The sequence below is a fragment of the Streptomyces sp. NPDC005408 genome, from assembly GCF_040606445.1.
In the GTDB taxonomy this organism is placed as follows: domain Bacteria; phylum Actinomycetota; class Actinomycetes; order Streptomycetales; family Streptomycetaceae; genus Streptomyces.
The window spans coordinates 115,782-140,573 of sequence record NZ_JBEXEX010000010.1 but is presented as its reverse complement, the minus strand read 5'-3'; the positions used below and the strand labels follow the sequence as shown (position 1 = coordinate 140,573).

General features: G+C 69.3%; 25 protein-coding genes and 1 pseudogene. 16 read left to right on the top strand and 10 right to left on the bottom strand.

Annotated features, from left to right (window positions below; translation table 11 throughout):
- Positions 1-19: 19 nt before the first annotated feature.
- Positions 20-2,959: a HAMP domain-containing protein gene (locus ABZS64_RS13015; protein WP_355827389.1), complete on the bottom strand. Its 2,940-nt coding sequence runs from the start codon at positions 2,957-2,959 to the stop codon at positions 20-22.
- Between the two features lie 181 nt (positions 2,960-3,140).
- Positions 3,141-3,566 (bottom strand): ATP-binding protein, encoded by a 426-nt coding sequence (locus tag ABZS64_RS13010; RefSeq protein WP_355827386.1) that lies wholly within the window; start codon positions 3,564-3,566, stop codon positions 3,141-3,143.
- 237 nt (positions 3,567-3,803) lie between these two features.
- Between ABZS64_RS13010 and ABZS64_RS13005 the strand changes: the two genes are divergently transcribed.
- Positions 3,804-4,616, top strand: coding sequence for a SigB/SigF/SigG family RNA polymerase sigma factor (locus tag ABZS64_RS13005; protein WP_355827509.1), 813 nt, complete (start codon positions 3,804-3,806; stop codon positions 4,614-4,616).
- Positions 4,617-4,677: 61 nt separating this feature from the next.
- Here the strand turns inward: ABZS64_RS13005 and ABZS64_RS13000 are convergent, their stop codons facing one another.
- Together ABZS64_RS13000 and ABZS64_RS12995 are read right to left on the bottom strand one after the other, a co-directional pair.
- Positions 4,678-5,130, bottom strand: a complete 453-nt coding sequence (locus ABZS64_RS13000; RefSeq protein WP_355827383.1) for an ATP-binding protein — start codon at positions 5,128-5,130, stop codon at positions 4,678-4,680.
- A gap of 11 nt (positions 5,131-5,141) precedes the next feature.
- Positions 5,142-5,540: an STAS domain-containing protein gene (locus tag ABZS64_RS12995; protein ID WP_355827506.1), complete on the bottom strand. Its 399-nt coding sequence runs from the start codon at positions 5,538-5,540 to the stop codon at positions 5,142-5,144.
- 369 nt (positions 5,541-5,909) lie between these two features.
- Here ABZS64_RS12995 and ABZS64_RS12990 point away from each other — a divergent pair, with 369 nt between their 5' ends.
- Positions 5,910-6,701, top strand: a complete 792-nt coding sequence (locus ABZS64_RS12990) for a SigB/SigF/SigG family RNA polymerase sigma factor (protein ID WP_355827380.1) — start codon at positions 5,910-5,912, stop codon at positions 6,699-6,701.
- A 17-nt stretch (positions 6,702-6,718) separates the two neighbouring features.
- Here ABZS64_RS12990 and ABZS64_RS12985 read toward each other — a convergent pair whose 3' ends face one another.
- Together ABZS64_RS12985 and ABZS64_RS12980 are read right to left on the bottom strand one after the other, a co-directional pair.
- A complete protein-coding gene (locus ABZS64_RS12985; RefSeq protein ID WP_355827377.1) occupies positions 6,719-7,954 on the bottom strand; it encodes an aromatic acid exporter family protein in 1,236 nt (411 codons plus the stop codon).
- Between the two features lie 61 nt (positions 7,955-8,015).
- On the bottom strand, positions 8,016-8,264 hold the full coding sequence (locus tag ABZS64_RS12980; RefSeq protein ID WP_355827374.1) for a DUF5133 domain-containing protein: 249 nt from the start codon (positions 8,262-8,264) through the stop codon (positions 8,016-8,018).
- 278 nt (positions 8,265-8,542) lie between these two features.
- Between ABZS64_RS12980 and ABZS64_RS12975 the strand changes: the two genes are divergently transcribed.
- From ABZS64_RS12975 to ABZS64_RS12965, 3 genes are all read left to right on the top strand, one after another.
- The gene (locus ABZS64_RS12975; RefSeq protein WP_355827371.1) at positions 8,543-9,565 is read left to right on the top strand and encodes a PHP domain-containing protein; all 1,023 of its coding nucleotides are present in this window, start codon (positions 8,543-8,545) and stop codon (positions 9,563-9,565) included.
- A 139-nt stretch (positions 9,566-9,704) separates the two neighbouring features.
- Positions 9,705-11,762: a phosphocholine-specific phospholipase C gene (locus ABZS64_RS12970; RefSeq protein WP_355827368.1), complete on the top strand. Its 2,058-nt coding sequence runs from the start codon at positions 9,705-9,707 to the stop codon at positions 11,760-11,762.
- Between the two features lie 244 nt (positions 11,763-12,006).
- Positions 12,007-13,308 carry an LCP family protein gene (locus ABZS64_RS12965; protein WP_355827365.1) on the top strand — a complete coding sequence of 434 codons (1,302 nt, stop codon included), beginning with the start codon at positions 12,007-12,009 and terminating at the stop codon, positions 13,306-13,308.
- A gap of 27 nt (positions 13,309-13,335) precedes the next feature.
- Here ABZS64_RS12965 and ABZS64_RS12960 read toward each other — a convergent pair whose 3' ends face one another.
- The gene (locus tag ABZS64_RS12960) at positions 13,336-13,719 is read right to left on the bottom strand and encodes a VOC family protein (protein ID WP_355827362.1); all 384 of its coding nucleotides are present in this window, start codon (positions 13,717-13,719) and stop codon (positions 13,336-13,338) included.
- Positions 13,720-13,859: 140 nt separating this feature from the next.
- Here ABZS64_RS12960 and ABZS64_RS12955 point away from each other — a divergent pair, with 140 nt between their 5' ends.
- A complete protein-coding gene (locus tag ABZS64_RS12955; RefSeq protein ID WP_355827359.1) occupies positions 13,860-14,249 on the top strand; it encodes an SHOCT domain-containing protein in 390 nt (129 codons plus the stop codon).
- Positions 14,250-14,306: 57 nt separating this feature from the next.
- Here ABZS64_RS12955 and ABZS64_RS12950 read toward each other — a convergent pair whose 3' ends face one another.
- Together ABZS64_RS12950 and ABZS64_RS12945 are read right to left on the bottom strand one after the other, a co-directional pair.
- The gene (locus ABZS64_RS12950; protein ID WP_355827356.1) at positions 14,307-16,382 is read right to left on the bottom strand and encodes a SpoIIE family protein phosphatase; all 2,076 of its coding nucleotides are present in this window, start codon (positions 16,380-16,382) and stop codon (positions 14,307-14,309) included.
- A gap of 84 nt (positions 16,383-16,466) precedes the next feature.
- Entirely contained in the window at positions 16,467-17,753 is a 1,287-nt protein-coding gene (locus ABZS64_RS12945; protein WP_355827353.1) for a DUF2254 family protein, read from the bottom strand.
- A 202-nt stretch (positions 17,754-17,955) separates the two neighbouring features.
- Here ABZS64_RS12945 and ABZS64_RS12940 point away from each other — a divergent pair, with 202 nt between their 5' ends.
- A complete protein-coding gene (locus tag ABZS64_RS12940) occupies positions 17,956-18,192 on the top strand; it encodes a hypothetical protein (RefSeq protein ID WP_355827350.1) in 237 nt (78 codons plus the stop codon).
- 171 nt (positions 18,193-18,363) lie between these two features.
- On the opposite strand, the gene ABZS64_RS12935 is transcribed toward ABZS64_RS12940, so the two are convergent.
- Entirely contained in the window at positions 18,364-18,690 is a 327-nt protein-coding gene (locus ABZS64_RS12935) for a rhodanese-like domain-containing protein (protein ID WP_355827347.1), read from the bottom strand.
- Between the two features lie 37 nt (positions 18,691-18,727).
- Between ABZS64_RS12935 and ABZS64_RS12930 the strand changes: the two genes are divergently transcribed.
- The 9 genes and pseudogenes from ABZS64_RS12930 (at position 18,728) to ABZS64_RS12890 (ending at position 24,740) form a co-directional block, all read left to right on the top strand.
- Positions 18,728-19,330 (top strand): helix-turn-helix domain-containing protein, encoded by a 603-nt coding sequence (locus ABZS64_RS12930; protein ID WP_355827344.1) that lies wholly within the window; start codon positions 18,728-18,730, stop codon positions 19,328-19,330.
- A gap of 130 nt (positions 19,331-19,460) precedes the next feature.
- Positions 19,461-20,138 (top strand): DUF4389 domain-containing protein, encoded by a 678-nt coding sequence (locus tag ABZS64_RS12925; protein WP_355827342.1) that lies wholly within the window; start codon positions 19,461-19,463, stop codon positions 20,136-20,138.
- Between the two features lie 33 nt (positions 20,139-20,171).
- The gene (locus ABZS64_RS12920; protein ID WP_355827339.1) at positions 20,172-20,825 is read left to right on the top strand and encodes a hypothetical protein; all 654 of its coding nucleotides are present in this window, start codon (positions 20,172-20,174) and stop codon (positions 20,823-20,825) included.
- A 130-nt stretch (positions 20,826-20,955) separates the two neighbouring features.
- Positions 20,956-21,948, top strand: a complete 993-nt coding sequence (gene dhaK / locus ABZS64_RS12915; RefSeq protein WP_355827336.1) for a dihydroxyacetone kinase subunit DhaK — start codon at positions 20,956-20,958, stop codon at positions 21,946-21,948.
- 71 nt (positions 21,949-22,019) lie between these two features.
- Positions 22,020-22,625, top strand: coding sequence for a dihydroxyacetone kinase subunit DhaL (gene dhaL, locus ABZS64_RS12910; RefSeq protein WP_355827503.1), 606 nt, complete (start codon positions 22,020-22,022; stop codon positions 22,623-22,625).
- Positions 22,622-23,032 (top strand): dihydroxyacetone kinase phosphoryl donor subunit DhaM, encoded by a 411-nt coding sequence (gene dhaM / locus ABZS64_RS12905; protein ID WP_355827333.1) that lies wholly within the window; start codon positions 22,622-22,624, stop codon positions 23,030-23,032. The genes dhaL and dhaM overlap by 4 nt, the downstream gene beginning before the upstream one ends.
- A 38-nt stretch (positions 23,033-23,070) precedes the next feature.
- Positions 23,071-23,133: pseudogene (locus ABZS64_RS12900) on the top strand (50S ribosomal protein L32); the annotation flags it as partial.
- 296 nt (positions 23,134-23,429) lie between these two features.
- The gene (locus ABZS64_RS12895) at positions 23,430-24,008 is read left to right on the top strand and encodes a hypothetical protein (RefSeq protein WP_355827330.1); all 579 of its coding nucleotides are present in this window, start codon (positions 23,430-23,432) and stop codon (positions 24,006-24,008) included.
- Between the two features lie 99 nt (positions 24,009-24,107).
- Positions 24,108-24,740 carry a class F sortase gene (locus ABZS64_RS12890; RefSeq protein ID WP_355827327.1) on the top strand — a complete coding sequence of 211 codons (633 nt, stop codon included), beginning with the start codon at positions 24,108-24,110 and terminating at the stop codon, positions 24,738-24,740.
- The last annotated feature ends 52 nt before the right edge of the window (positions 24,741-24,792 follow it).

The following is a 24,792-nucleotide window of genomic DNA, read 5'->3' as shown; positions in this document are numbered from 1 at the left end:
TCGGCGGCTGAACTCCCGGTCAGCGGGTGCGCGCCAGCCAGGTACGGATTCTCGCCATCAGGTCGTCCGCGTCCACGGGTTTGGCGACATAGTCGTTGGCTCCCGCCGCCAGGGCCTTGGCGCGGTCGCCCGGCATCGCTTTGGCAGTGACCGCGATGATGGGCACATCGACGAAGCGGGGCAGTTCTCTGATCGCGGCCATGGTGGCGTTGCCGTCCATACCGGCCATCATCACGTCCATCACGATGAGATCCACCTCGCCGTGCTCCATGAGCAGTTCGATCCCGGCGCTGCCGTTGTCCGCCTGGAGCACCCGCATGCCCTCGCGCTCGAGGACCTGGGTCAGCGCGAAGATGTTCCGGGTGTCGTCGTCCACCACCAGGACCGTGTGTCCCATGGCCGGTTCCTCTTCGCGGGGCACTCCGGCATGCTCCTGGCTGTCCGCACGGTCCTGCGGCCCGCGGTGCGGAGTCCGGACCGGCAGGTAGAGCGTGAAGGTGCTGCCGCGGCCCACCGTGCTCTCCACGACGATGGCACCACCGAGCAGTTGTGCCACCTCACGGCTGATGGACAGGCCTAGTCCGGTTCCGCCGTAGCGGCGCGATGTGGTGCCGTTGCCCTGCTGAAAGGCTCCGAACACGCTCTGGAGGCGGTCGGTGGGGATGCCGATTCCGGTGTCGGTGACCCGGAAGGCGACCACCTGCCCGGCGTCGCGCAGGGCATGAGGCAGCTGCTCGTCGGTGACGGTGTGGACGCGGAGTTCGACACTGCCCTCCTCGGTGAACTTGAGCGCGTTGGAGAGCAGATTGCGCAGCACCTGCCGCAACCGGGCCTCGTCGGTGGTCAGTTCGTCCGGGATGCTCTGCTCGGCGACCACCTGGAATTCGAGCCCGCGATCGCCCGCCACCGGACGGAAGGTCGCCTCGACGTATTCGAGGAGCTGGTGCAGCTGGACCGGCTCGGGATGGATGTCCATCTTTCCGGCTTCGACCTTCGACAGATCCAGGATGTCGTTGATCAGCTGGAGGAGATCGGAACCCGCGGAGTGGATCACCTCGGCGTAGTCGACCTGTTTCTGCGTCAGGTTGCCTTCGAGGTTCTGGGCGAGCAACTGGGCCAGGATCAGCAGGCTGTTGAGCGGTGTACGCAGCTCATGGCTCATGTTGGCCAGGAACTCCGACTTGTACATCGAGGTGCGGGAGAGCTGCTGGGCTCGGGCCTCCAGTTCCTGCCTGGCCTGCTCGATCTCCAGGTTCTTGCGCTCGATGTCGCGGTTGCGGTCGGCCAGCAGCGCCGCCTTCTCCTTGAGTTCGGCGTTGGAGCGCTGGAGCTCCCCCTGCCGGGCCTGCAACTCCCCGGAGCGGGTGCTCAGTTCGGCCGTGAGCCGCTGCGACTGGTCGAGGAGTTCGTCGGTACGCACATTGGCGATCAGCGAGCTGACGTTCACACCGACCGTCTCGATGAACTGGTCCAGGAAGTCACGGTGGATGACGGTCAAAGGCCGCAGTGCCGCCAGTTCGATGACGCCGAGCACCTGCTCCTCGACGACGATCGGCAGCACGATGAGGTTGCTGGGGTCCATGCTGCCGGTGCCGGAGACGATGGTCGCGTAGCCGGGCGGCAGATCGTCGACGGTGATGGTGTGGCGGCTCTGTGCGGCCTGACCGACGAGGGACTGACCGAACCGGAACCTGCGGGGGCCCGCCGCCGGATCATCGGGCACGCCGTACGCGGCGGTCATGACCAGTTCGGGTCCCTCGCCCTCGTCCTGGGCCAGGAAGAATCCGCCGTACTGGGCGGACACGAGCGGTGGCACCTCGTTCATGATCAGCTCGGCGACCGCGGGGAGACTTCTCGTGCCCTGCATGAGGCTGGAGATACGGGCCAGATGCGTCTTGAGCCAGTCCTGCTCCTCATTGGCCCGTGTCGTCGCGCGCAGCGACTCCACCATCGCGTTGATGTTGTCCTTGAGGTCGCCGACCTCGCCGGGGGCCTCGACCGTGATGGATCTGGTGAGGTCGCCCTCCGCGACGGCGCTGGTCACCTCCGCGATGGCACGCACCTGCCGGGTCAGATTCCCAGCCAGTTCGTTGACGTTCTCGGTCAGTCTCTTCCACGTACCGGAAACGCCCTCCACCTCGGCCTGGCCGCCCAGACGGCCCTCGCTGCCCACCTCGCGGGCCACACGCGTGACCTCGGCGGCGAAGGACGACAGCTGATCGACCATGGTGTTGATGGTGGTCTTGAGCTCGAGGATCTCCCCGCGCGCGTCGACATCGATCTTGCGCGTCAGGTCGCCGCGTGCCACGGAGGTGGTGACCTGGGCGATGTTGCGGACCTGGTTGGTGAGGTTGTTGGCCATGAAGTTGACGTTGTCGGTCAGGTCCTTCCAGGTGCCCGACACTCCGCGGACGGTGGCCTGCCCGCCGAGCTTTCCGTCCGTGCCCACTTCGCGGGCGACCCGGCTGACCTCTTCGGCGAACGAGGAGAGCCGGTCCACCATCGTGTTGATGGTCTCCTTGAGCTCCAGGATCTCGCCGCGGGCGTCCACTCTGATCTTCTGGGTGAGGTCGCCGCGCGCCACGGCCGTCGCGACCTGGGCGATGGACCGCACCTGCGAGGTCAGGTTGTCGGCCATGGTGTTGACGCCGGTGGTGAGCTCGCGCCACACGCCCCGTACATGCGGTTCGCGTGCGTGACCGCCGAGCAGTCCCTGGCCGCCCACCTCACGGGCGACCCGGGTGACCTCGGAGGTGACCAGCGACAGCTGCTCCACCATGGCGTTGAAGATGGTCGCGATCTCTCCGATGAGTCCGCCGGCGTCGTCGGGGAGCCGGGTGGAGAGGTCTCCGTCCCGTACGGCCGTGAGTCCGGCCAGGAGCTTCCTCAGCCCGTCCTCACTCAGCTCCGCGGGAGGCCGAGCCCGCTGTGGATCGGGCGTATGGGCAGACACATCCATCGCTGACCTCGCGCTGTCGTGACTCACGGCGCCGTGCTGTCCGAACCGGCGGACAGGCGGTCGTGGCGGCTCTCCCCACTCTGACACGCTGTACCGGCGCGGACACCCCGGGCGCGGGGAAACCCCAGCTCACCCGGGCACTCGGTCACCGGCGCGGTCACTCGGTCACTCGGTCACTCGGTCACTCGGGAACGCTCACCACGAACCAGACGGCCTTGCCCGTTCCGCGCGGCGTCCATCCCCACCCGTCGGAGAGCCGCTGCAGCAGATGGAGGCCGTGCCCCGACGACCTGGCCGCCCGGTGCGGGCCGTGCGCGCGGGGCCGTACCGGGCTGGTGTCGGTGACCTGGACCCACAGCCGCCCGGGGGTGCGGCCGAGCCTCAGCTCGACGGGCTTTCCGCCGTGCAGGCAGGAATTGGTGACGACCTCGGAGACCAGCAGCAGGACGTCCGCCTTCAGGGCACTCCCTTCGCGGCCGGACAGGCCGTACCACTCGTCGAGCACCTGCCGCGTCAGGTCGCGGCACCGCCCTACTACGCCCGGCCCGCCGTCCAGCGGAAATCGGAGGCTGTCGGACGTCAGCCGTTCCCTTTGTGCCCGATCCATACCGTGCGGGTGCCCAATCGGCCTGCATCAAAGCACTCCAAATGGGCATCTTCAAGGCAGATGCTCATACGACGGTCCCGCTGTACCCGGCAGCGCCGGCCCCCGCCCCGTCGAGGAAGCCTCATGTCCAGCAGGATTGATACCGCGCCGATGCAGACCGAGCCGATGCAGACCGACCGGGCCGCCGACACCACGGCGAACCCGCGGACGCGACACGACGTCGCAGGCCGCAGGGCCATGGACGGCCTGCCGGAGATCGAGGATCCGCTGTCGGTCAGCACCATGGACGCACGGACCCTGTCGGCCTCCCTGTTCAAGCGGCTGGCCACGCTCGAAGAAGGGACCGCGGAGTACTCGTATGTCCGCAACACGCTGGTCGAGCTCAACCTCAGCCTGGTGAGATTCGCCGCTCAGCGCTTCCGCAACCGGTCCGAGCCGGCCGAGGACATCATCCAGGTCGGGACGATCGGCCTCATCAAGGCGATCAACCGCTTCGACGTCGAGCGCGGGATCGAGTTCACCAGCTTCGCCCTCCCGACCATCGTCGGCGAGATCAAGCGCTTCTTCCGCGACACCAGCTGGGCCGTCCAGGTGCCACGACGGCTCCAGGAGCTGCGGATCGACCTGGCCAGGGCCCGCGATGTCGTGGAGCAGGATCTGGGCCGCCCCCCGACGGCCGCCGAGCTGGCCGGACATCTTGGGATCACCGAGGCCGAGGTGGTCGAGGGCGAGCAGGCAGCCAACGGTTACGTGGCCCGCTCCCTCGACTCCCCGGTCAACGAGGACGACGCCCTGAGCGCGGTCACACGCAGCCTGGGCAGCGAGGACCCGGCGTTCGACATCGTCGAGGCCGTCGAATCGCTCAAGCCGGTGATCGCCTCGCTCGAGGAGCGGGACCGGCTGATCCTCTCGCTGCGCTTCGGCGAAGAACTGACGCAGTCCGAGATCGGCGCCCGGCTCGGCCTGTCCCAGATGCATGTCTCGCGGCTACTGGCAGGCATCTACGCGACGCTGCGGGCCGCACTGCTCGACGACGACGCCCGGCCCTGAACCGCCTCAGGTTTCCCGATGCCCGGCCCTGAACCGCCACAGGTTCCGGAGCCGTTACCGGTTACGGGGACTGCCCATCCCATCCGGCCTGCGTAGGAGTGCCGACCTCCAGCCAGACGACCTTGCCCTCGCCCACGGGTGCCCAGCCCCAGCTCCGCGCGAGCCGCTCGATCACGATGAGGCCATGGCCGCCCGGCTGGGAGACGACCTGCGGCAACCGCGGCCTCGGATGCTCGGGGCTGGCGTCGGCGACCTCGATCCGCAGCCGGTCGCCGGTCTGGTTGAGCATGAGTTCCGTCGGCCCGCCGGCGTGCAGACAGGCGTTGGTGACGAGCTCCGAGACAAGCAGCAGCACGTCCTCGGCGAGCTCGGCGTCCTGCCGCGTCCCGGCGGGCGTCCACCCCCAGTCGGCCAGAGCCTGCTCGGTGAAGTCACGGCAGCGGCCGACGACCCCCTTGGTGCCGAACAGCGCCAGTCGGCGGGTCTGCCCCTGCCCGCGGACGCTCACGCCCATGCGTTCCTCGCCTACTTCGGCCGCTCGTCCGCCAGCGCCTCGTCGAGGCCGGCGTACACCGGGAACACCGCGTGGGCTCCGGTGATGTCGAACATGCGCGCCACCGGCGGCCGCAGCGCGGAGAGTGCCAGCCGACTGCCCGCCTCGCGCGCGGCCAGCCGCGCCCGCAGCAGCACATTGAGGCCGGTGGAATCGCAGAAGCTCAGGTTCGCGCAGTCGACCACGATCTGGTCGGGTGCGGCCTCCACCGCATCCGCCAGGGCCTCACGCAGGGGCTCGGCCGTGTCGTGATCGAGCTCGCCCGAGAGTGCTAGTACGACGGCACCGCCGACCGGCCTCACATTGACGCCGAAGCGTCCTTTCGCGGCGGCACCATCCCCCTGCGGCTGCCCGGCAACTCCCGACACCATGGGGTTCTCCCGCTCCTCGACGTCCATCCGGTCATGTCGATGCTTCCGACGTTGGCAGGGCGCGACCGGCACCGCCACCGGGCCCGTTCGCGGCTCACCTTCCCGAGGCCCCTTCCCGAGACCCAGGGAAGGTACCCGCTGCCCGCGCCCCCACACCCGGCGCAGCCGACTGCCGAGGACATGAGCGGCGCCATCAGCGGCACGTTTCCGTGCGGATCGAGCGGGCACCTGCGTCATGTGCTTCGGACAGGAGGCACGTCCCGTGGGAGCGAGCTCCGGGCGTGCAGCGATCCTGTCCGGCAGGCCCTCCCCGGCGATCCGAATCTGCCCGCCGAATGAGGAAGACCTCTCTCAGGGAGCTGGAGCACCATGCGCACCAACGCACACGCCAGGCATCCGCACGACGACGCCCCCGACACCGCGGACGCGTTCCGGAGGATGGCCGCGCTGCCCGACGGGACCGAGCGCCGGCGACTGCGCCAGGAGATCGTGTACGCCTGGCTGCCGATGTCGGACCGACTGGCCGGCCGCTTCCGCAACCGCGGAGAGTCGATCGAGGATCTGCGGCAGGTCGCCGCCCTCGGCCTGGTCAAGGCCGTCGACCACTACGACCCGTCCCGTGGCCACGCCTTCGAGAGCTACGCCGTACCGACCGTGGTCGGCGAGGTCAAACGCCATTTCCGCGATCACATGTGGGCCCTCCATGTACCGCGCCGGGTCCAGGATCTGCGCAACCGCGTCCGGTTCGCCCGCCAGGACCTCGCCCAGTCCATCCCCGGCCGCGACCCTTCCGCCGCCGAAATCGCCGAACACACCGGTATGACCGAGGAAGAGGTGCTCGAAGGTCTCGACGCTCTCGAGAGTTTCTCGGCCCTCTCCCTTGACGCCGAACTTCCCGGTTCTGAGGACGGATACGCGCTGCGTGACACGCTGGGCACACCCGACCCGGCGATCGACGTGGTCGTGGACCGCGAGGCGGTCAAACCGGAGCTGCGCAGGCTCCCCGAGCGCGAGCGGCGCATCCTCTACTTGCGCTTCTTCCGCGATATGACCCAGAGCAGCATCGCGGATGACCTGGGCGTCTCCCAGATGCATGTGTCCCGGCTGATCAGCCGTTGCTGCTCGCATCTGCGCGAGCAGGTCACGCGGGAGGCCGCGTAGCCGCTCCACCGCGTGCGTCAGCGGGCCGCGGTCCGCTTGGATCGTCTGTCGTGCGCCCATCGCCGTACGGCGGAGATCTGCGGGTGCCGTTCGCGCTGTTCCCGGGTCACGCGGTCCAGCTCCTCCATCAGGCGCCGGGAGCGGTGGTCCATGTCGAGCTCGTCCAGGATCCGGTCGATCTCGGTGAGCAGCGCACCGTACAGCTGCCAGTGGCGTGGATGCCGCTGAACGCCCTGGAGCAGCAGTTCCGCCGCCCTTTCCCGGGCGGTCGCGGCGGCGGCGAGTTCACCGGCCAGCCGGGACTCCGCCGCGTCGGCGCTGCGGCTCACCTGTGTGGTAACCAGGACGGCGAAGCTGACGAGGGCATCGGCGACATGGCTCAGCAGTTCCTTGAGAGCGACGCCCACCTCGGGTGGGAACAAGTCCTCCTCGCCGCGCTTCTTGGCGAGGTCGGTCATCGTGCGGGCCAGTACGCGCAGAACCACCGCGCAGATCTCAAAGGTGTCCAGACCGGTGCGCAGCACGACTCGGTGCAGCAGCCCTTCCTTGACCCGTGGATTGAGCCGGAGGCTGTCCTCCGCCTGGCGCAGGGCCCCGTCGACGTCCGCGATGTCGTTGTCGAGGCGGCGTGCCTCGTGGAGGCTGGCGGCCGCGAGTTCGACGGGAGTGGGGCCGCTCAGTTCATCGCCGATTCGCAGGAGCAGTCGGCGCATGCGCCGGGCGAGGTCCTCGATGGAGTCACCGGCGGGACCCACCCATACCGGCGGCACGAACACGATATTGAACAGGAGCCCGACCACCGCGCCGATCAGTGTCTCCAGTACCCGGTCCCAGGCCGTGACCCCCACCCGGGTCACCCCGAGCACGAGCATCGCGCTGATCGCGACCTCGGGGACGAACTCGCTGACGCGGACCAGCCGTCCGACCACCAGGGACGCCAGGATGATCAGGCCCAGGCTCCACCAGGTGAGGCCGACGAGCGCGCTGAAGCCGATGGCGATCAGTACGCCCGCGACGACGGAGTTCACCCGGCGGATGCCGGTGGTGAGGGTCTGGTAGAGGGTCACCTGGACGACGAGGAGCGCCGTGAGGGGAGCGGTGAGCGGCGCGGGTTCGCTGCTCAGCTGCAGGGCTACGACGTAGGAGATGGTCGCGGCCGCCGTCGACCGTACCGTCTGGACGACGGCGGGTTCCCTGCGCCGGCGGACGAGCTCGGCCACCGGCGCTCTCACGGACTCGGCGAGATCGCGCACGCCTCGATCCTGCCCGCTCGGGAGCGGGCAGGCCCGGGCAGTCGTCGAGTCATGGCCCCTGTCAGGGTGCCGTCGGTGCCTGGCGGTCCACGGCGGAATGGTTCTTCCGGCGGGTCCGGGTGATGTAGCGCTCTGCCGCGAGGACGGCTTCTCTGGCATTGCGCTCACCCATCAGCACGCACAGCGTGTACGCGGTGTCCTCGAAGCGCATCCGCGCACTGTGATCGTGGGGCGCACGCAGAAAGTGGTGTTCATGCGCCCGATAGCGGGCCATCAGGCGGGCGATCACAGCGGTGTCCGGCATCAACATCAGTGCCCTCCTTGAGTGAAAGCACCAGCGGGCGGTCCGTTCCGGGCCACCTGGGCACGGACGGCCGCAGCGGGCCTGCCGTACGTCGGGAAGAGTCATCCGGCCGTTCATTTTCGCCCGGGGTGGTCACACCCGCCATTCGCGTGACTACCGTCAGCGATGACCGCTGACGGGAGCCGCCGGAGACCGTCCGGCATGCCGTCGCATCCGCAGCGGGCGACAGTGGGAGGAACGGCCGGGAACCGGTGGTCCCACCGGCACGGTGCGAAGGAGACGAGATGCACCCCGTGGAGGCGCTGGACCGGGTCGCGTTTCTGCTGGAGCGCAGTGGCGCGGAGACGTATCGGGTCCGTGCCTTTCGCACCGCGTCCGCCGTCCTGGCGCAGATGTCCGACGAAGAGATCCGCCGCCGCGCGGAGTCCGGCTCGCTGGAGGCGGTCAAGGGCATCGGCCCGAAGACTGCGGGAGTTGCGCGGGAAGCCCTGGCCGGTGACGTACCGGCTTATCTCCAGCGACTGGAGGACGAGGCCGGGCCGCTCGCCGAAGGCGGTCGGCAGCTGCGTGCTCTGCTCCGCGGCGACTGCCATCTGCACTCGGACTGGTCGGACGGCGGCAGCCCCGTCGAGGCGATGGGGCGTACGGCGATCGCCCTGGGGCACGCGTGGGCCGTGCTCACCGATCACTCCCCCCGGCTGACCGTCGCCAATGGCCTGTCCGCCGAGCGGCTGCGCGAGCAGCTGGAGATCGTGGCGGAACTCAACCGTCACTGGGCGCCGTTCCGGCTGCTGACCGGTATCGAATGCGACATCCTCACGGACGGCTCGCTCGACCAGGAGCCGGAGCTGCTGGACCAGTTGGATCTCGTGGTCGTCTCGGTCCATTCCGAACTGCGCATGGAATCGGCTGCGATGACGCGGCGCATGGTCAAGGCGGTTCAGAATCCCCTGGCCGATGTGCTGGGGCACTGCACGGGCCGGCTGGTCGCCGAAAGGAGGCGGCCCGAGTCGCAGTTCGACGCCGAAGAGGTCTTCGCCGCCTGTGCGGCCAACGGCACAGCGGTCGAGATCAACAGCAGGCCCGAGCGGCTCGATCCCCCCAAGCGCCTGCTGCGGCAGGCCGTTGCGGCCGGGACCTTCTTCTCCGTCGACACCGACGCACACGCTCCGGGGCAGCTCGAATGGCAGATCATCGGCTGTGCCCGGGCCGAGGAGTGCGAGGTGCCCACCGAGCGCGTGATCAACACGTGGGGCGCCGAGGACCTGCTCGACTGGACCGTGTCACGGGCGGGCCCGGCCTCCTGAGCGGAAGCCGGGGTGTCGCCGGGGTGTTCGCGGTGAGTACGTCGCTCTTTCACATGTACGACACCACCCCTTCCCTTCCGCTGGTTCCTCTTGGAAACTCCGCTCGCTTCTGTTTCCTCACCCCAAGAGGGCCACACTCATGCCTGAACTCAATCGGCGGCGCTTCCTGCAGATCGCCGGCGCGACCGCGGGTTTCGCTGCCCTGTCGAGCAGCATCGACCGTGCCGCCGCCATCCCCGCGGCACGCCGCTCCGGCACCATCAACGACGTCGAGCACATCGTCGTGCTGATGCAGGAGAACCGTTCGTTCGACCACTACTTCGGTGCGCTGAAGGGCGTACGCGGCTTCGGCGACCCGCGCCCCGTCTCCACGGGCCCCGGCAAGTCGGTCTGGTACCAGTCGGACGGCTCCAAGGACGTGCTGCCGTACCACCCGGACGCCGAGGACCTCGGCATGCAGTTCATCGCGGGTCTCGACCACGACTGGGCGGGCGGCCACAAGGCCTGGAACAACGGCAAGTACGACCAGTGGATACCCGCCAAGTCCGCGGGCACGATGGCGTATCTGACGCGCAAGGACATTCCGTTCCACTACGCGCTCGCGGACGCGTTCACCGTCTGTGACGCGTACCACTGTTCGTTCATCGGAGCCACCGACCCCAACCGCTACTACATGTGGACGGGTCACACGGGCAACGACGGCAAGGGCGGCGGTCCGGTCCTCGGCAACCAGGAGGCCGGCTACGACTGGACGACGTACCCGGAGCGGCTGCAGCAGGCCGGGGTCTCGTGGAAGATCTACCAGGACATCGGCGACGGCCTGGACGCGGGCGGCTCCTGGGGCTGGATCGAGGACGCCTACCGGGGCAACTACGGCGACAACTCCCTGCTGTACTTCAACAAGTACCGCAACGCCAAGCCCGGCGACCCGCTGTACGACAAGGCCCGCACCGGCACCAACGCCAAGGGCGGCGACGGCTACTTCGACATCCTCAAGGCCGATGTGAAGGCCGGCAAGCTCCCCCAGATCTCCTGGATCGCCGCGCCCGAGGCCTTCTCCGAGCACCCCAACTGGCCCGCGAACTACGGCGCCTGGTACATCGCGCAGGTGCTGGACGCCCTCACCTCCAACCCCGAGGTGTGGAGCAAGACGGCGCTGTTCATCACGTACGACGAGAACGACGGGTACTTCGACCATGTAACGCCGCCCTACCCGCCGGCCTCGGCCGCACAGGGCCTGTCGACGGTGGACACCGCCCTCGACAGCTTCGGCGGCAACGCGAGCTACGCCGCAGGGCCCTACGGCCTCGGCCAGCGCGTGCCCATGCTGGTTGTCTCCCCCTGGAGCACCGGCGGCTTCGTCTGTTCCGAGGTCTTCGACCACACGTCGGTCATCCGGTTCATGGAGAGCCGGTTCGGGGTTGGCGAGCCGAACATCTCGCCGTGGCGGCGCGCCATCTGCGGCGACCTGACCTCGGCCTTCGACTTCGGTCTCAAGAACACCGATCCCGCCGCGCTGCCGGACACCGACGGATACGAGCCGCCGGACAAGGCCCGGCACCCCAGCTATGTCCCGAAGCCTCCGGCCAAGCCCGCGCTGCCCAAGCAGGAGGCGGGTTCGAGGCCCGCGCGTCCGCTGCGCTACGCGCCGCTGGTGGACGGGGCATCGACGCCGTCGACGGGCCGCTTCACGCTCACTTTCAGCGGTGGCGCCTCGGCGGGTGCGCAGTTCCTGGTGGCGTCCGGGAACCGCACGGACGGACCGTGGACGTACACCGCCGCCGCCGGGAAGCAGCTCTCCGACACCTGGAACACTGCCTATTCCAACGGTGTGTACGACCTGTCGGTGTACGGCCCGAACGGCTTCCTGCGCACCTTCAAGGGGCCCGGCAAGACCGCGGGCCCTGAGGTGACGGCACGCCACATCGCCGCCGGCGGCAGCATCGAGCTGACGATGACGAATGCGGGCAGCGCCACCTGCCGTCTCACGGTGACGCAGGCGTACGGAGGGGCGAAGCAGACGTTCACCGTGCGCGCGGGCGGGCGCATCGTGCACACGGTGGATCTGCGCGGCAGCAAGCGCTGGTACGACCTGAGCGTGGTGTCCGACACGAACGCGACGTTCCTGCGCCGGTTCGCCGGGCATGTCGAGAACGGCCTGCCGGGTGTGAGTGACCCGGCGATCATCACCGGCTGACCTCCGTCTCCCGGTCCCCGGGCGGAAAGGGGCCGCCCGCTTCTCCGCGGGCGGCCCCTCTTGCCCTGCCCCTCTTACTCGGCCCCTTCTTGGGTCCCTTTCCCTCGAATGGCCCGCGCATCGGCCGATCGCCCGACACCTCGCACCGGATTCGCCGGGTCAATACCGAACGCGGCACGCATTCCGTGCTTCTGTCGGTTGGCCGGTTGAGATCCCATGGGACCCGATGTCGGAGGAGACCTCTGTGCGCAGCTTTACCGTCACGGCTGTTCTGATCGCCACGCTTGCCTCGGGCGGCTCCCTCTGGGCAGCCGAATCCGCATCCCCGTCCTCCCGCGCGGACGAATCCCACGGCACCAATGTCCTCGTCGTCGGAATCGACCGCCGTACAGGAATGTCAGCCGAGGAGATCAAACGTCTGCATGTCGGCGGCAAGGGCTGCGACTGCACGGACGTGATGATGCTGGTGCACTTCGCCGAGGACGGCCGACGGATGACCGCGGTCTCCATTCCCCGTGACTCCTATGTGGAGTTCGCCCATCACTCTCATCCGCGGCACTCCGGAAAAATCAACGGAGCTTTTGCGCACGGCGGCGGAGATCTCACGGTACGGACCGTGGAGAAGGCGACCGGCCTGAAGATCGACCACTATCTCGAGACGGACTTCACCGGCTTCGTGAACACCGTCGACCGCCTCGGCGGCGCGAAGGTGTGTACGGACAAGCCCCTGCTGGACCTCGGCTCGGGACTGAAGCTGTCGGCGGGAACGAGCCGACTGGACGGACGCCGCGCGCTTCGTTATGTCCGCACCCGCCATGTCGACCCGCCCGGCGATCTCGGCCGGGTCCGGCGGCAGCAGCGCCTGCTCATCGACATGCTCTCGCGACTGAGGGACGAAGGGGCGTTCGCCGACCCGGCCGCCGCTGTCCGCACGGCCCTCACGCTGCGCAAGTCCGTACGCGTCGACGCACACACCAGCCTCGCGGATCTGGCGCATCTCGGCTCCCTGCTGGGCGGGCTGAATGCAGATCAGACCGAGTTCGCGACCGTTCCGATGTCGGACTTCGATCACAGGGTGCCCGCGTGGGGCTCCACGCTGCTGTGGGACAAGAAGCGTTCCGCGGCACTGTGGGAGGCCCTGCGGAAAGACCGGTCGATCATGGGTGACGCCCGGATCCGGCCCAGCATGGACGTCCCGGTGGAGATTCCGCCGTCCTGGGTTCGCGTGCGGGTGACGGATGCGAAGGTGGCCGGAGCGCTGCGCGCCAATGGCTTCGTGATCGAGAACACCTCGGGCCGGCCCGACCAGCCGCGCCCGAAGGGTGCGACCGTCATCACCTACGACCCGCACCGGGCCCGCTACGCGCCCACCCTCGAAGCAGCGATCCCCGGCGCCAAGCTGCGCCCCGTCGCGGGGCACGGCCCGGTCTTCGACATCACCGTCGGTTCGAAGGCCGCATCGGTCGTCAAGGTGGTCCACGACCGAAGCAGCGTGGAAGGGGCGCCCGTCACGGGCGACCGGCTTCGCTGTGGAACCACCGAGTGAGGTTCGCGGGGCGTGGCAGGGGGAGTTTCAGTCCATCTGCAGTACGGAGAGGGTGTTCCCGGCCGGGTCCGTGAACCAGGCGATCGGCGGGCTCTCGGCACGCATGACGCCCTTCTCGTCCTGGTCGAAGCCGGCGTACCGCTCGAAGGTCACGCCGCGCCGGGTCAGTTCGTCGACGGCCTCGTCGATGTCGGGGACCGGGAAGTTGAGCACGGTGAAGTTCGCCGCGACATGGTTCGGCTTGGGGTAAACGAAGATCTCCGCGCCACTCCCGAGATGCAGCGTCAGCATGCCACCGGAGCCGCCGGACTCCTCGGTGACTCGAAGGCCGAGCGTCTGGCCGTAGAACTCCTTGGCCTTCTGCAGATCATTGACCGCGAAACCGCTGAATGCCTTGCTGTTCGTGAGCATGGTCGTTTTCCTTCCGTCTGCCGTGCGGACGAGCGGTACGAGTATCCAAGGCCGACGCGACCGAGGCCACCGCTGCTCCTCATGCGGTGTGAGCCGACCGGGTGTATCAAAGAATTAACGAAACGGAATCGGAGCCGGCCATGGATGACTACCCGCTTCTCAATGTGTTTCTGACGATGCTGTGGTTCTTCCTGTGGATAATCTGGTTCTTCCTGCTGTTCAAGATCATCACGGATATCTTCCGTGACCATTCCCTGAGCGGCTGGGCCAAGGCAGGCTGGCTCGTCTTCGTACTCCTGCTGCCGTACCTGGGAGTCTTCGTCTATCTCATCGCACGTGGTCGCACCATGGGCGAACGGGACGTCAAACAGGTGAAGGAACGGGAAGCGGCCTTCCAGCAGTACGTCAGGGAAGCGGCAGGCCCCGGTGGCAGTCAGGCGGACGAGCTGGCCAAACTCTCCGAACTCAAGAGCAAGGGCGATATCTCGCAGGAGGAATTCGAGAAGGCCAAGACCAAGCTGCTCGCATAGCGGCTCGTACAGCGCTTCAACTGCCCTTGTATTGCCTGTACCGCGGGCGCCGCTTCCTCAAGAACCGTCATGGCCGGGCGAATAGCCGTTCCGGCCGGGCGGTTCGAACTCGCACCAGACGGCTTTCCCTTCGCCCCGCGGCTCCACGCCCCAGCGGGCGGCAACGGCGTCGATCATCATCAGTCCCCTTCCGGAGGTGGCCGCTTCGCCGGGCGTCCTGCGGCGCGGCCAGACGCTGGAGCGGTCCTTGACCCACAGCCGCACGCGCCGTACCGGTTCGGGCAGGACTTCGAGCGTGAGGACAGCGCCGCCCTCCGTGTGGAGGAGTACGTTCACCAGCAGTTCCCCGGCGGCCAGTTCGACGTCGTCCGCCAGCCCGGCCAGCTCCCAGTCCTCAAGAGCATGACGCAGCGCGGTGCGTGCCTCGGCCAGCCCCTCGGGGTCGGCCTGGTGGATGTACAGGTGGATTCGGGGCGCCCTATGGGTTCCGGGGTCGGGGGCCCGGCGCAGGACGAGCAGTGCGACATCGTCACCGGTCCCCCACCGCTGCCACAGCCGGTCCGACAGATGGTCGGCGAGCGCTCCGGCCTCTTGGGGGCCCGTACGCACAGCGTCGGCGAGAGCGTCCATCCCCGCCGCGATGTCGAGGCCGGGCTCTTCCACCAGGCCGTCGGTGCACAGGACGAGGGTCTCGCCGGGTACCAGGTCGAGCCGGGACTCGGGGTACTCCTCCTCCTCGAAGGCCGTGGCCAGGCCGAGCGGGAGTCCGCCGCGCAGGTTCGGCCGGCCGACCCGTCCGTCGGTGTGCCGGATCAGCGGCCCCAAGTGGCCCGCGCGGACGGCCCGTACACCTCCTGACACCAGGTCGACCTGGGCGTACGTGCAGGTGGCGAAGCGCTCGGTGTCGAGTTCGGCGAGGAAGCGCGACGAACGTGCCAGCACGGTGGACGGATCGTGCCCCTCGCCCGCGAACGCGCGCAGTGCGATACGCAGTTGGCCCATGATGGCGGCCGCGTGGGTGTCGTGTCCCTGGACATCGCCGACGACGATCCCGACCCGCCCCCGGGGGAGCGCGATGACGTCGTACCAGTCGCCGCCCACCTCCCGGCCGCTCCACGCCGCGTGGTAGCGCACGGCGATCTCGGCACCGGTGAACTCCGGGATGTGGCGCGGCAGCATGGAGGCCTGCAGGCCGGTCGCGAACTCCCGTTCCTTGTCGAAGAGAACAGCTCGCTGTAGCGACTGGGCGACGATTCCCGCAAGCCCCAGGCACAGGGTGCGGTCCTCGGCGGAGAATCTGGTCCGGCCCCGGTAGAAGAGCGCCAGCCCGCCGATGGGACGCGCCTGGGCGACCAGAGGGAGGAAGGCTGCCGCGTCGACTCCGAACCCTTCGACGTACGGCTTCAGCTTCGGGAACCGGTCGGCGAGCTCGGCCAGCGAGGTCACGAACCGCGGCTGCTGTGTGAGGACGGCCTCGGCGAGCGGCAGCGATTTGTCCAGGCGATTGAGAGTCAGATCGGCCAGGAGCTCGGTCGCCTTCCCGGACAGAGCGATGATCTTGAGCGTGGAGCCCTCGACCAGTGCCAGGGCCAGCCCGTCCGCGCCGAAGCGCTCCAGGCCGCCACTGCCCGTCAGGGCTGCGGTGACATCGTCCACGGTCACCGCTCGCGACAGCGCTTCCGTGGTGCCCTGGACCATGGCGGTCATCCGCTGCCGGTCCGCCTCCAGTGGGCTGATCACCGTGAATTCGGTCAGCTCGGTGGTCGCGTTGCGCACGATTCCGACGACCCGGTAGGCGTGGCCCTGCGCATCGCGCAGGATGCGCCCACGTGCGTGGGTCCACTGCCTGACCCCGTTGCGGCGCCTCACCTGGAAGTACGCACCGTACGAGGACCGCCCGCGCTCAATGGCCTCCTCGTAGGCGGCATCGAGGCGGAGCTTCTCCTCGGGAGGCACCCGGGAGCCGAGGGAATCGGGCCTGCCGTCGTACTCCCCCGGGCCGAGGTCGAAGACCGCCAGACCGGCTTCGTCGAGCTCGAAGGTCCCCTTCCGCAGATCCCAGTCGAAGCTGCCCATGCGGTTCAGGGCCAGCCTCTCGCCCGGGCCGATCACGGGCCAGTGCCGTCCTGCCATGCGCTCGCTCCGAAGGAGGGACCGGGAAAACCGGTCAGGCGGCCAGGATCGTGGCCAGCATAGCTTTGCGAAATTTGCCCCGCACTATGGCCTTTCCTGAGCATATGGCTCCCAGTGCAGGGGATAGTCCTCGGCTCCGGCTTCCTCCACCCAGCGGAGCCGGTCGCTCACCAGGGGGCGCCGCTGGGCCGGGCACGCCTCGAGGAGCCGCCTCAGCATCGTGCGGATCCGGAGCAGCGCCATGGGTGAGTTGACAGCAGCAACGGTGATGTCGTCGACCGACAGGGTCACGTACCGCTCCCAGGCGGGCACCGGCACGATCACCCGCACGGTTCCCTCGTCGTCGGCGACCCGGCCGATGTCCAGGTCACGGTCCGCGAGACGGATCAGCAGGTCCTCGATGTGGTCCAGCGTCTGTACCGCTGTCGCGGGGTCGTTGATCGCGGCCGAGAGCGCCTTGAGCGCCATGTCGGCGAGCAGCCGGAACGGGAACTCGGGGTCCTGGGCGAAGCCGCGCTCCTCGCTGGTCAGCAGCGCCCCGCGCAGCACCTCCTCGGGCAGCTCCCCGCCCCGCACCTCGGCGAGCGCCATGCCGCGCGCGATGGAGGCGCCCACGGGCTGACGCAGGGTGACTACGCAGCCGTGCTCCTTCGCCGCCGCGACGAGAGCGGACACATCGATCTGCTGAAGGACCGCCACTCTCTCTGTCCACCGCACCGTGACCGCCTTACCGCCCTGCCCGGCCTTCCCTTGGCCGGGCGGTACATCGGCGGCCGCGTCCGGCACGTACGGCCTCGTGTACAGCGCATCGAATACGTGGTGCGCCCGGGACGTGATCGCTGCCAGCGCGGGCGCCAGCTGGATCGACTGGAACGCCCTGGCCTGGAGCGTGCGCATCAGGGTCAGAGCCACCAGCGCGAGCAGCACATCCACCCACGGCAGGAAGACGGACACCTGCTTCTCGGTCCCGATCGCCAGCCCCGCGGTCATCGAGAAGACGAAGACCCCGATGGCGAACGCGAAGGTCCGCCACACGATCGGATCGTCCCGGAACAGGCCGAGGCGGGGACTGAAGGAGGTGGCGGAGAACTGCACGACCAGGAACAGCACCGAGTAGATGATGCTCACCAGGCTGATGACGCCGAACCCGATGGTGAAGAGCAGGCTCACCACGCGGCCGGCGTCGGCCTGCGGGCCCGCCGTCACCTCCGGGACCGCCAGACCGAGACCGAACCCGGCGACCGCGCAGATCAGCTGGCTCAGCTCCCGGCGCATGGCACGCCGGGGCCGGCGGAAGAGACCGCGCTGTTTACGCCGCCGGGGCCGCCGCTCGGCACCGCGGGGCTCGGAACCATAGTCCGATCCGGCCATCCGGCCTCCGCCCGTTCGCGTATCGGAAGGCTGAGTTCACGGTACGAAAGGACCGCCCCAGCCGCGCGCCGGACACTCGATCGGCCCCATCACGGACGTCCCCACCAGGACAGTTCCCGTGCGACCCCGCAGGCTGATGCGTAGGAGCCCGCACAAGGCGCCGGGAACACCCGGCACGCGCCCCATCCAGAGGAGGCCGCTCATGACCGCAGCGGGCGGACTCGCCCTCATCATCCTCGGAGCGATCCTGAGGTTCGGCGTCGCATGGCACCTCGCCTGGGTCGACGTCGATGTCCTCGGCTCGGCCTTCATGATCGGGGGCGCGGCGGCACTCGCGTTCGGCACCGTCATGGCATTCAGCAGAGAGCGCCGGGTCGCCAGGCGCGTCCGGTCACACGGCTACGAGCAGCGCTATTACGACGGGCCGCCACGCTCGTGAGACGGCTCCGCCCGCAGCACCGGAATCATGAGGGCCGCGGCTCGGATCCTCGCGAGGTTTCCGTTCCTCCACCGCGCGTCGGCTGAACACACCCCAGGACTGATCACCCGCACCATCAGGTGACCGAATCGCGCTCTGGCAGCTCGCGGACCCGCCCGCCGGGGCGGCTCCTCAGGCGGATTCGAGCGGCAGACCGGCGTCCGCCCAGTCCTCTATGCCCTCGCGGTACTTGCGGACATTGGTGTAGCCGAGGGCCGTCAGCCGGTCGGCGACCTGGCCGCTGTTGGGGCAGGCGGGGTTGGAGCAGTACGTCACGATGGCGGCGTCGCGGTCCGGCAGCAGAGTGGGCGCCTCGGCGTCCACGTCGTCCCGCACGAGCGCCACCGCGCCGGGCAGGTGCAGCTTGGCGTAGTACTCGCCACCCAGCGCGTCGACGAGGGTCACGGCACCCGCGTCGATCGCCGCCTTGAGGTCATCGCGGGAAATGAGCGCGGTCATGTGGATCCTCCCAAGAGAATCGGACTATAGTCCGGTTGTGAACAATGACAGTACCGGACCGCAGTCCGCTTCGTCTATCCCGCTTGAACTGCTGCGCACGCCTCCGCGCAAGGAGCGGGTCGACGCGGCACGCAATCGCGTCGCCGTGCTCGACGCGGCAGCGCGGCTGTTCGCCGAGCGCGGCGTGGAAGCGGTGTCCATGGACCAGATCGCGGCAGCGGCGGGCGTCGGCAAGGGCACGCTGTTCCGCAGGTTCACCGACAAGTCCGGGCTGGCCGTCGCGCTTCTCGACGAGCGGGAGCGCGATCTCCAGGAGCGGATCCTGTCCGGCCCGCCGCCGCTCGGCCCGGGCGCGCCCGCGTCCGAGCGGCTGGCCGCGTTCATCGACGCGTATCTGGACTATGTGCTCGAGCATCTCGATCTCGTACGGATGTCGGAGACGGCATCCCCCGGAGCGCGCTACCGCATCGGCGCGTACCGCTTCTGGCACCAGCACCTGACGATTCTTCTGCGCGATGCGGCCGACCCTGAGAGCACGGCGCATGCCCTGCTGGCGGCGCTCGGCGCGGAACATCTCGCGGCGACTGTCTCCGAGCTGGGCGAGGCCCGCATCCGCGCGGCGATCAAGGCGCTGGCGTGACGTAGTGCGGGGCCTCCTCCGCCCGCAGCGGGAGCTGCGACCGGCGCCCGCCAGGACCGGAGCCCCCGCCGCGCGCAAGCTGGAATCAGCCCCCATCCGCGAGATCACGTGTGCGAAGGAGCTGACAGTCATGACGACGACTCCGGCGACGTACGACCCGGTGAGAGTGGACGCGGTGCTCGACGCACCGCTGTCACCCTGGCTCTGGCTGGTGAAATGGCTGATGCTGATCCCGCACTACGTCGTGCTGTTCTTCCTCTGGATCGCCGTCTTCCTGGTCAGCGTGGTCGCGTTCTTCGCCATTCTGATCACGGAGCGCTATCCCCGGGCACTGTTCGACTTCACCCTCGGAGTGCTGCGCTGGACCTGGCGGGTCACGTACTACGGATACGGAGCGCTGGCCACCGACCGCTACCCGCCGTTCAGCCTCGGCGAGGAGCCCGGCTATCCGGCCCGGCTCGACATCGCCTACCCGGAACGGCTGTCCCGTGGACTGGTCCTGGTGAAGTGGTGGCTGCTCGCCATCCCGCACTACATCGTGATCGGCTTCTTCGTCGGCGGCTTCCACGCCGGCTGGTGGGGCGGTGGGCTTGTCTTCGTGCTGGCCGTCATCGCGGCCGTCGTCCTGGCCTTCACCGAGAAGTATCCGAGGGACCTGTTCGACCTCCTCATCGGCCTCAACCGGTGGGTTCTGCGGGTCGCCGCGTACGCGGGACTGATGACCGACGCGTACCCGCCCTTCAGGCTGGACATGGGCGGTTCCGAACCGGCGACCCCTGTACAGCGCACGGCGTCACCCCACACTTGAGATACGGCCAGTTCTCGGACCTGGGAGGTTCTGATGGACGCCGACCCGACCACCAGTACGGCCGCCGCACCCCTGCTGCTCGACCGCGCACTGCCTGATTTCCGGTTCACCCGCCTGGAGTGCGTGATGATCGACGCCGCGCCTCCCGTCGTGTACGAAGCCACGCGCGATCTGGATCTGCTCACCATCCAATCGCCGCTGTTCGACCTGGTCATGTGGGCGCGCGGGGTACCGGACAGGCTTCGCCGCCGCCCCCTGCCGGCGCCGACGACGATGCGCGTGGCCGATCTGTTCGACGCCGCCGACAAACACGAGCAGGACCAGCCCTGGGTGGCACTCGGCGAGACCCCGGAGCGGGAACTCGCCTTCGGAGCCGTCGGCAAGGTATGGCGGCCTGCCATCGAATGGCACCGGATCGAGCCACAGGCGTTCGCCGGCTTCGAGGAGCCCGGCTGGGCCAAGATGGCAGCTGCTTTCACCGTCCACCCCTACGGCACACGGCGATCCCTGCTGGCCTACGAGGCACGCACCGCCTGCACCGACCCGGAGTCCACCGCGCGATTCGGCCGCTACTGGACGCTCGTATCGCCGGGCGTCGGCATCGTCCTGCGAGCAGCGCTGCAATCGGTCAAGGCGGCCGCGGAGACCCGGCCCGGCCCCGGCCGGGCGGGCAGCGCGAAGAGATGAGACGTGAAGCGAGCCGCCGGGCCGCATCGGAGAGCAGCCCAACTTGTCGCAGTCCGTGCCCCGCGGCCGCCTTCGGCCGATACTGGGCTCGGGGTCGGCAGGCAGCTGCCCCACTCAGCAGGAGGTACCCGTGAGGATGCTCATCAATGTGCCGGAGACCGTCGTCGCCGACGCCCTCCGAGGTATGGCGGCCGCACATCCCGAGTTGTCCGTGGACGTGGAGAACCGCGTGATCGTGCGGCGTGACGCTCCCGTCGCCGGGAAGGTGGGGCTGGTCTCCGGGGGCGGATCGGGGCACGAGCCGCTGCACGGCGGGTTCGTCGGGCCCGGGATGCTCTCCGCGGCATGCCCGGGAGAGGTGTTCACCAGTCCGGTGCCCGATCAGATGGCCCGGGCGGCCGCCGCCGTCGACAGCGGCGAGGGTGTGCTGTTCATCGTCAAGAACTACACCGGCGACGTCCTCAACTTCGACATGGCCGCCGAGCTTGCCGAGGACGAAGGTGTACGTCTGGCCAAGGTGCTGGTGAATGACGATGTGGCGGTGACCGACAGTCTGTACACGGCGGGGAGGCGCGGCACCGGCGCGACGCTGTTCGTCGAGAAGATCGCCGGTGCGGCCGCCGATGAGGGCGCGCCGCTGGAGCGGGTCGAGTCGATCGCCCACCAGGTGAACGAGAACTCCCGGAGCTTCGGCGTCGCGCTGAGCGCCGGCACGACGCCCGCGAAGGGCAGCCCGACCTTCGATCTTCCGCCGGGCGAGCTGGAGTTGGGCATCGGCATTCACGGCGAGCCGGGCCGCGAGCGGCGCCCGATGATGACGTCGCGCGAGATCGCGGACTTCGCGGTGAACGCGGTGCTGGAGGATCTGCCGCCGACAGCTCCGGTGATCGTGCTCGTCAACGGCATGGGTGCGACGCCGCTGCTGGAGCTGTACGGCTTCAACGCCGAGGTGCAGCGGGTGCTGAGCGAGCGCCGGGTGGCCGTCGCCCGCACCCTCGTCGGGAACTATGTGACGTCGCTCGACATGGCGGGCGCTTCGGTGACGATCTGCCAGGTGGACGAGGAGCTGCTGCGGTTGTGGGACGCGCCGGTGGAGACGCCCGCACTTCGCTGGGGCCGGTGAACCGACCGTCCAGTTGAACCAGCCGTCCGCTGATCCGACCGTCCATGTCCGACTCACCACAGGGAGTTCATGTGCTCGACGCCGACTTCTTCCGCCGCTGGCTGACGGCAGCCGCCGCCTCGGTCGACCGTGAGGCGGACCGTCTCACCGAGCTGGATTCGGCGATCGGGGACGCCGACCACGGCACCAATATGCAGCGAGGGTTCACGGCGGTGACGGCGGTCCTGGAGAAGGAGGCACCGCCGACGCCCGGGGCCGTACTGACCCTCGCGGGGCGGCAGTTGATCTCGACCGTGGGCGGCGCGTCCGGTCCGCTGTACGGGACGTTGCTGCGGCGTACGGGCAAGGCGCTGCGCGACGATGCCGAGGTGACGCCCGGACAGCTGGCCGAAGCTCTGCGCACGGGTGTGGCGGCGGTCGCTCAGCTCGGCGGGGCCAAGGCCGGGGACAAGACGATGCTGGACGCCCTGGAGCCGGCGGTCGAGGCGCTCGGCGACAGCACCGAGTCCTTCGCGGCGGCGCGCGAGGCGGCCGAGGCGGGCGCGCTGGCGACCGTACCGCTGCAGGCACGCAAGGGCAGGGCCAGCTATCTGGGCGAGCGCAGCATCGGGCACCAGGACCCGGGCGCGACCTCCTCCGCCCTGCTGATCGCGGCGCTCGCGGAGGTGGCGGGATGAGCGACGGCAAGCACGTCGGGATCGTCCTGGTCTCGCACAGCAAGGAGGTGGCGGCCGCCGTCGCCGAGCTGGCCAAGGGGCTCGCGGGCGGCGGCCCGACGGCGCCCGTCGCCCCGGCGGGCGGCACTCCCGACGGCGGCCTCGGCACCAGCTCGGAGCTGATCTCGGCGGCCGCGGCCTCGGTGGACGGGGGCGCGGGAGTCGCCGTACTCGTCGATCTGGGCAGTGCCGTACTGACGGTGAAGGCCCTGCTGGCCGAGGGGGATGAACTCCCGGACGGGACACGGCTGGTGGACGCGCCGTTCGTGGAGGGTGCGGTGGCCGCGGTGGTGACCGCGTCGGCGGGCGGAGACCTGGACGCGGTTCAGGCTGCCGCCTCGGAGGCGTACGACTACCGGAAGGTCTGAGTCCGGGGGGCGTGGGGCGGGGGCTCGACGGCTCGGTGTACCGCGTGCCGCAGCGGCTGGCGAAGGCGTACGAGCGCGGGCTGCTGCGCCCGGAGGGCTGACGGGCCACGTTCGCCTCCCCGCGACGGCGCGCACCTTCCGAAAGGGTGACGGCGTCACCCCGGTGGCCCCGGCCCTGCTCGCGTAAGCGGCGCATGGGCCGGGGCCACCGGCCATGCCGCGTGACCTGGTACGACCGTCACGGCCGCACCGCCCGGCGGAGGTGACACACCGCTCCCGCGCCTCCGCGCCACATGCGGCACCCCCGTGGGCCCTCATAGCGTCGGTCTCAACGAGGGGCATTTATCCCGTTCGCTGACCTTCCGCCATGGCTCCTCGGGAACACGGAGAACTGACCATGCGTGTGATACGTGTCGCCTCCCTCGCTCTGATCGGCACCGCCGCGCTGGCCCTGGGTGGCCCGGCCGCACTGGCCGACGACGGGAGCAATGTCACCTCGTTCGGCTTCACCGTCACGCCCACGACCGTGGCGCCCGGCGGCACCGTGACCCTCAACGCCACCGAGTGCGAGGTCCCGACCGTCACCGCGACCTCCGGAATCTTCGACACCGTCACCCTCAATGAGGGCCTGCCCGCAACAGCGAAGATCGCCGAGGACGCCAAGCCCGACGCCGACTACGACGTCACCTTCGACTGCAAGGGCGAGAAGGGCACCACCCCCCTCACCGTCACCGGCGGATCGGACGCGCACACCGGGGGGAAGGAACCCACGGAGCCGCCGGACACCCTCGAACCTCCGGAGACGACCGGAACGACCGAGATGAAGAAGCCCGGCGGAGGCGTGAAGGGCGGCAACGGCGGCAGCTTCGCCGAGCTGAGCCCCACGCAGATCGGCGTCGGCTCCGCACTCATCGCGGGCGCGCTCGCCGGTGGCGGTGTCCTTCTGCTGCGCCGCCGGACCGGGGACGGCACCTGACGGTGCCACAGCGGCTCCGCCGCCCCGGGCGCCCCTGCGGTCCTGGGCGGCGGAGCGCCATGCAGAGCTGCCCGCAGCAGACTTCACAGGGGAAGGCCCATGCCCACGTCCAGCAGGCGCAGTTCCTGGTTCACGCTCGCCTGTGTCCTGCTGCTCGGGCTCTTCCTCGTACGCAACGGATCCACCGGGCCCACCGGTGGCCCGCCCCAGCCCGGCTCCCCCGTCGCGGCACACAAGAGCGCGCCCGCCCCGCTTCCCGCCGCGCCCGGTCCGCTGCCCCACTCCCCGCCACGGCGCATCGCCGTCCCATCGCTGCGGGTCGACGCCCCGTTGACCGAGGTCGGACTCGACGCCGACGGCTGGGTCGACGCGCCTCCACTGGCGAACAGCAATCTCGCGGGCTGGTACCGGGGCGCGGTCAGCCCCGGCGAGCAGGGCACGGCCGTCATCGTCGGCCATGTCGACAACACGGCGGGCCCGGCCGTCTTCTACTCGCTCGGCTCGCTCGAGCGGGGCAGTCGTATCGAGATCCTGCGCGGGGACGGCCGTACGGCGGTGTTCGCCGTCTACGCCGTCGACGTATTCGCCAAGAAGAGCTTTCCCGCGGACCGCATCTACCGGGACGCTCCGCAGCCGGAGCTGCGGGTCATCACCTGCGGCGGCGGTTACGCGAAGAAGACCGGTTACGACGGGAACGTCGTGGCGTTCGCCCGGCTGACCGAGGTGCGCTGAGGGGCCGTGTCGACGGCTCGTCGGTGGCGTGTAGGCGTCCCCTGCGAGCGTG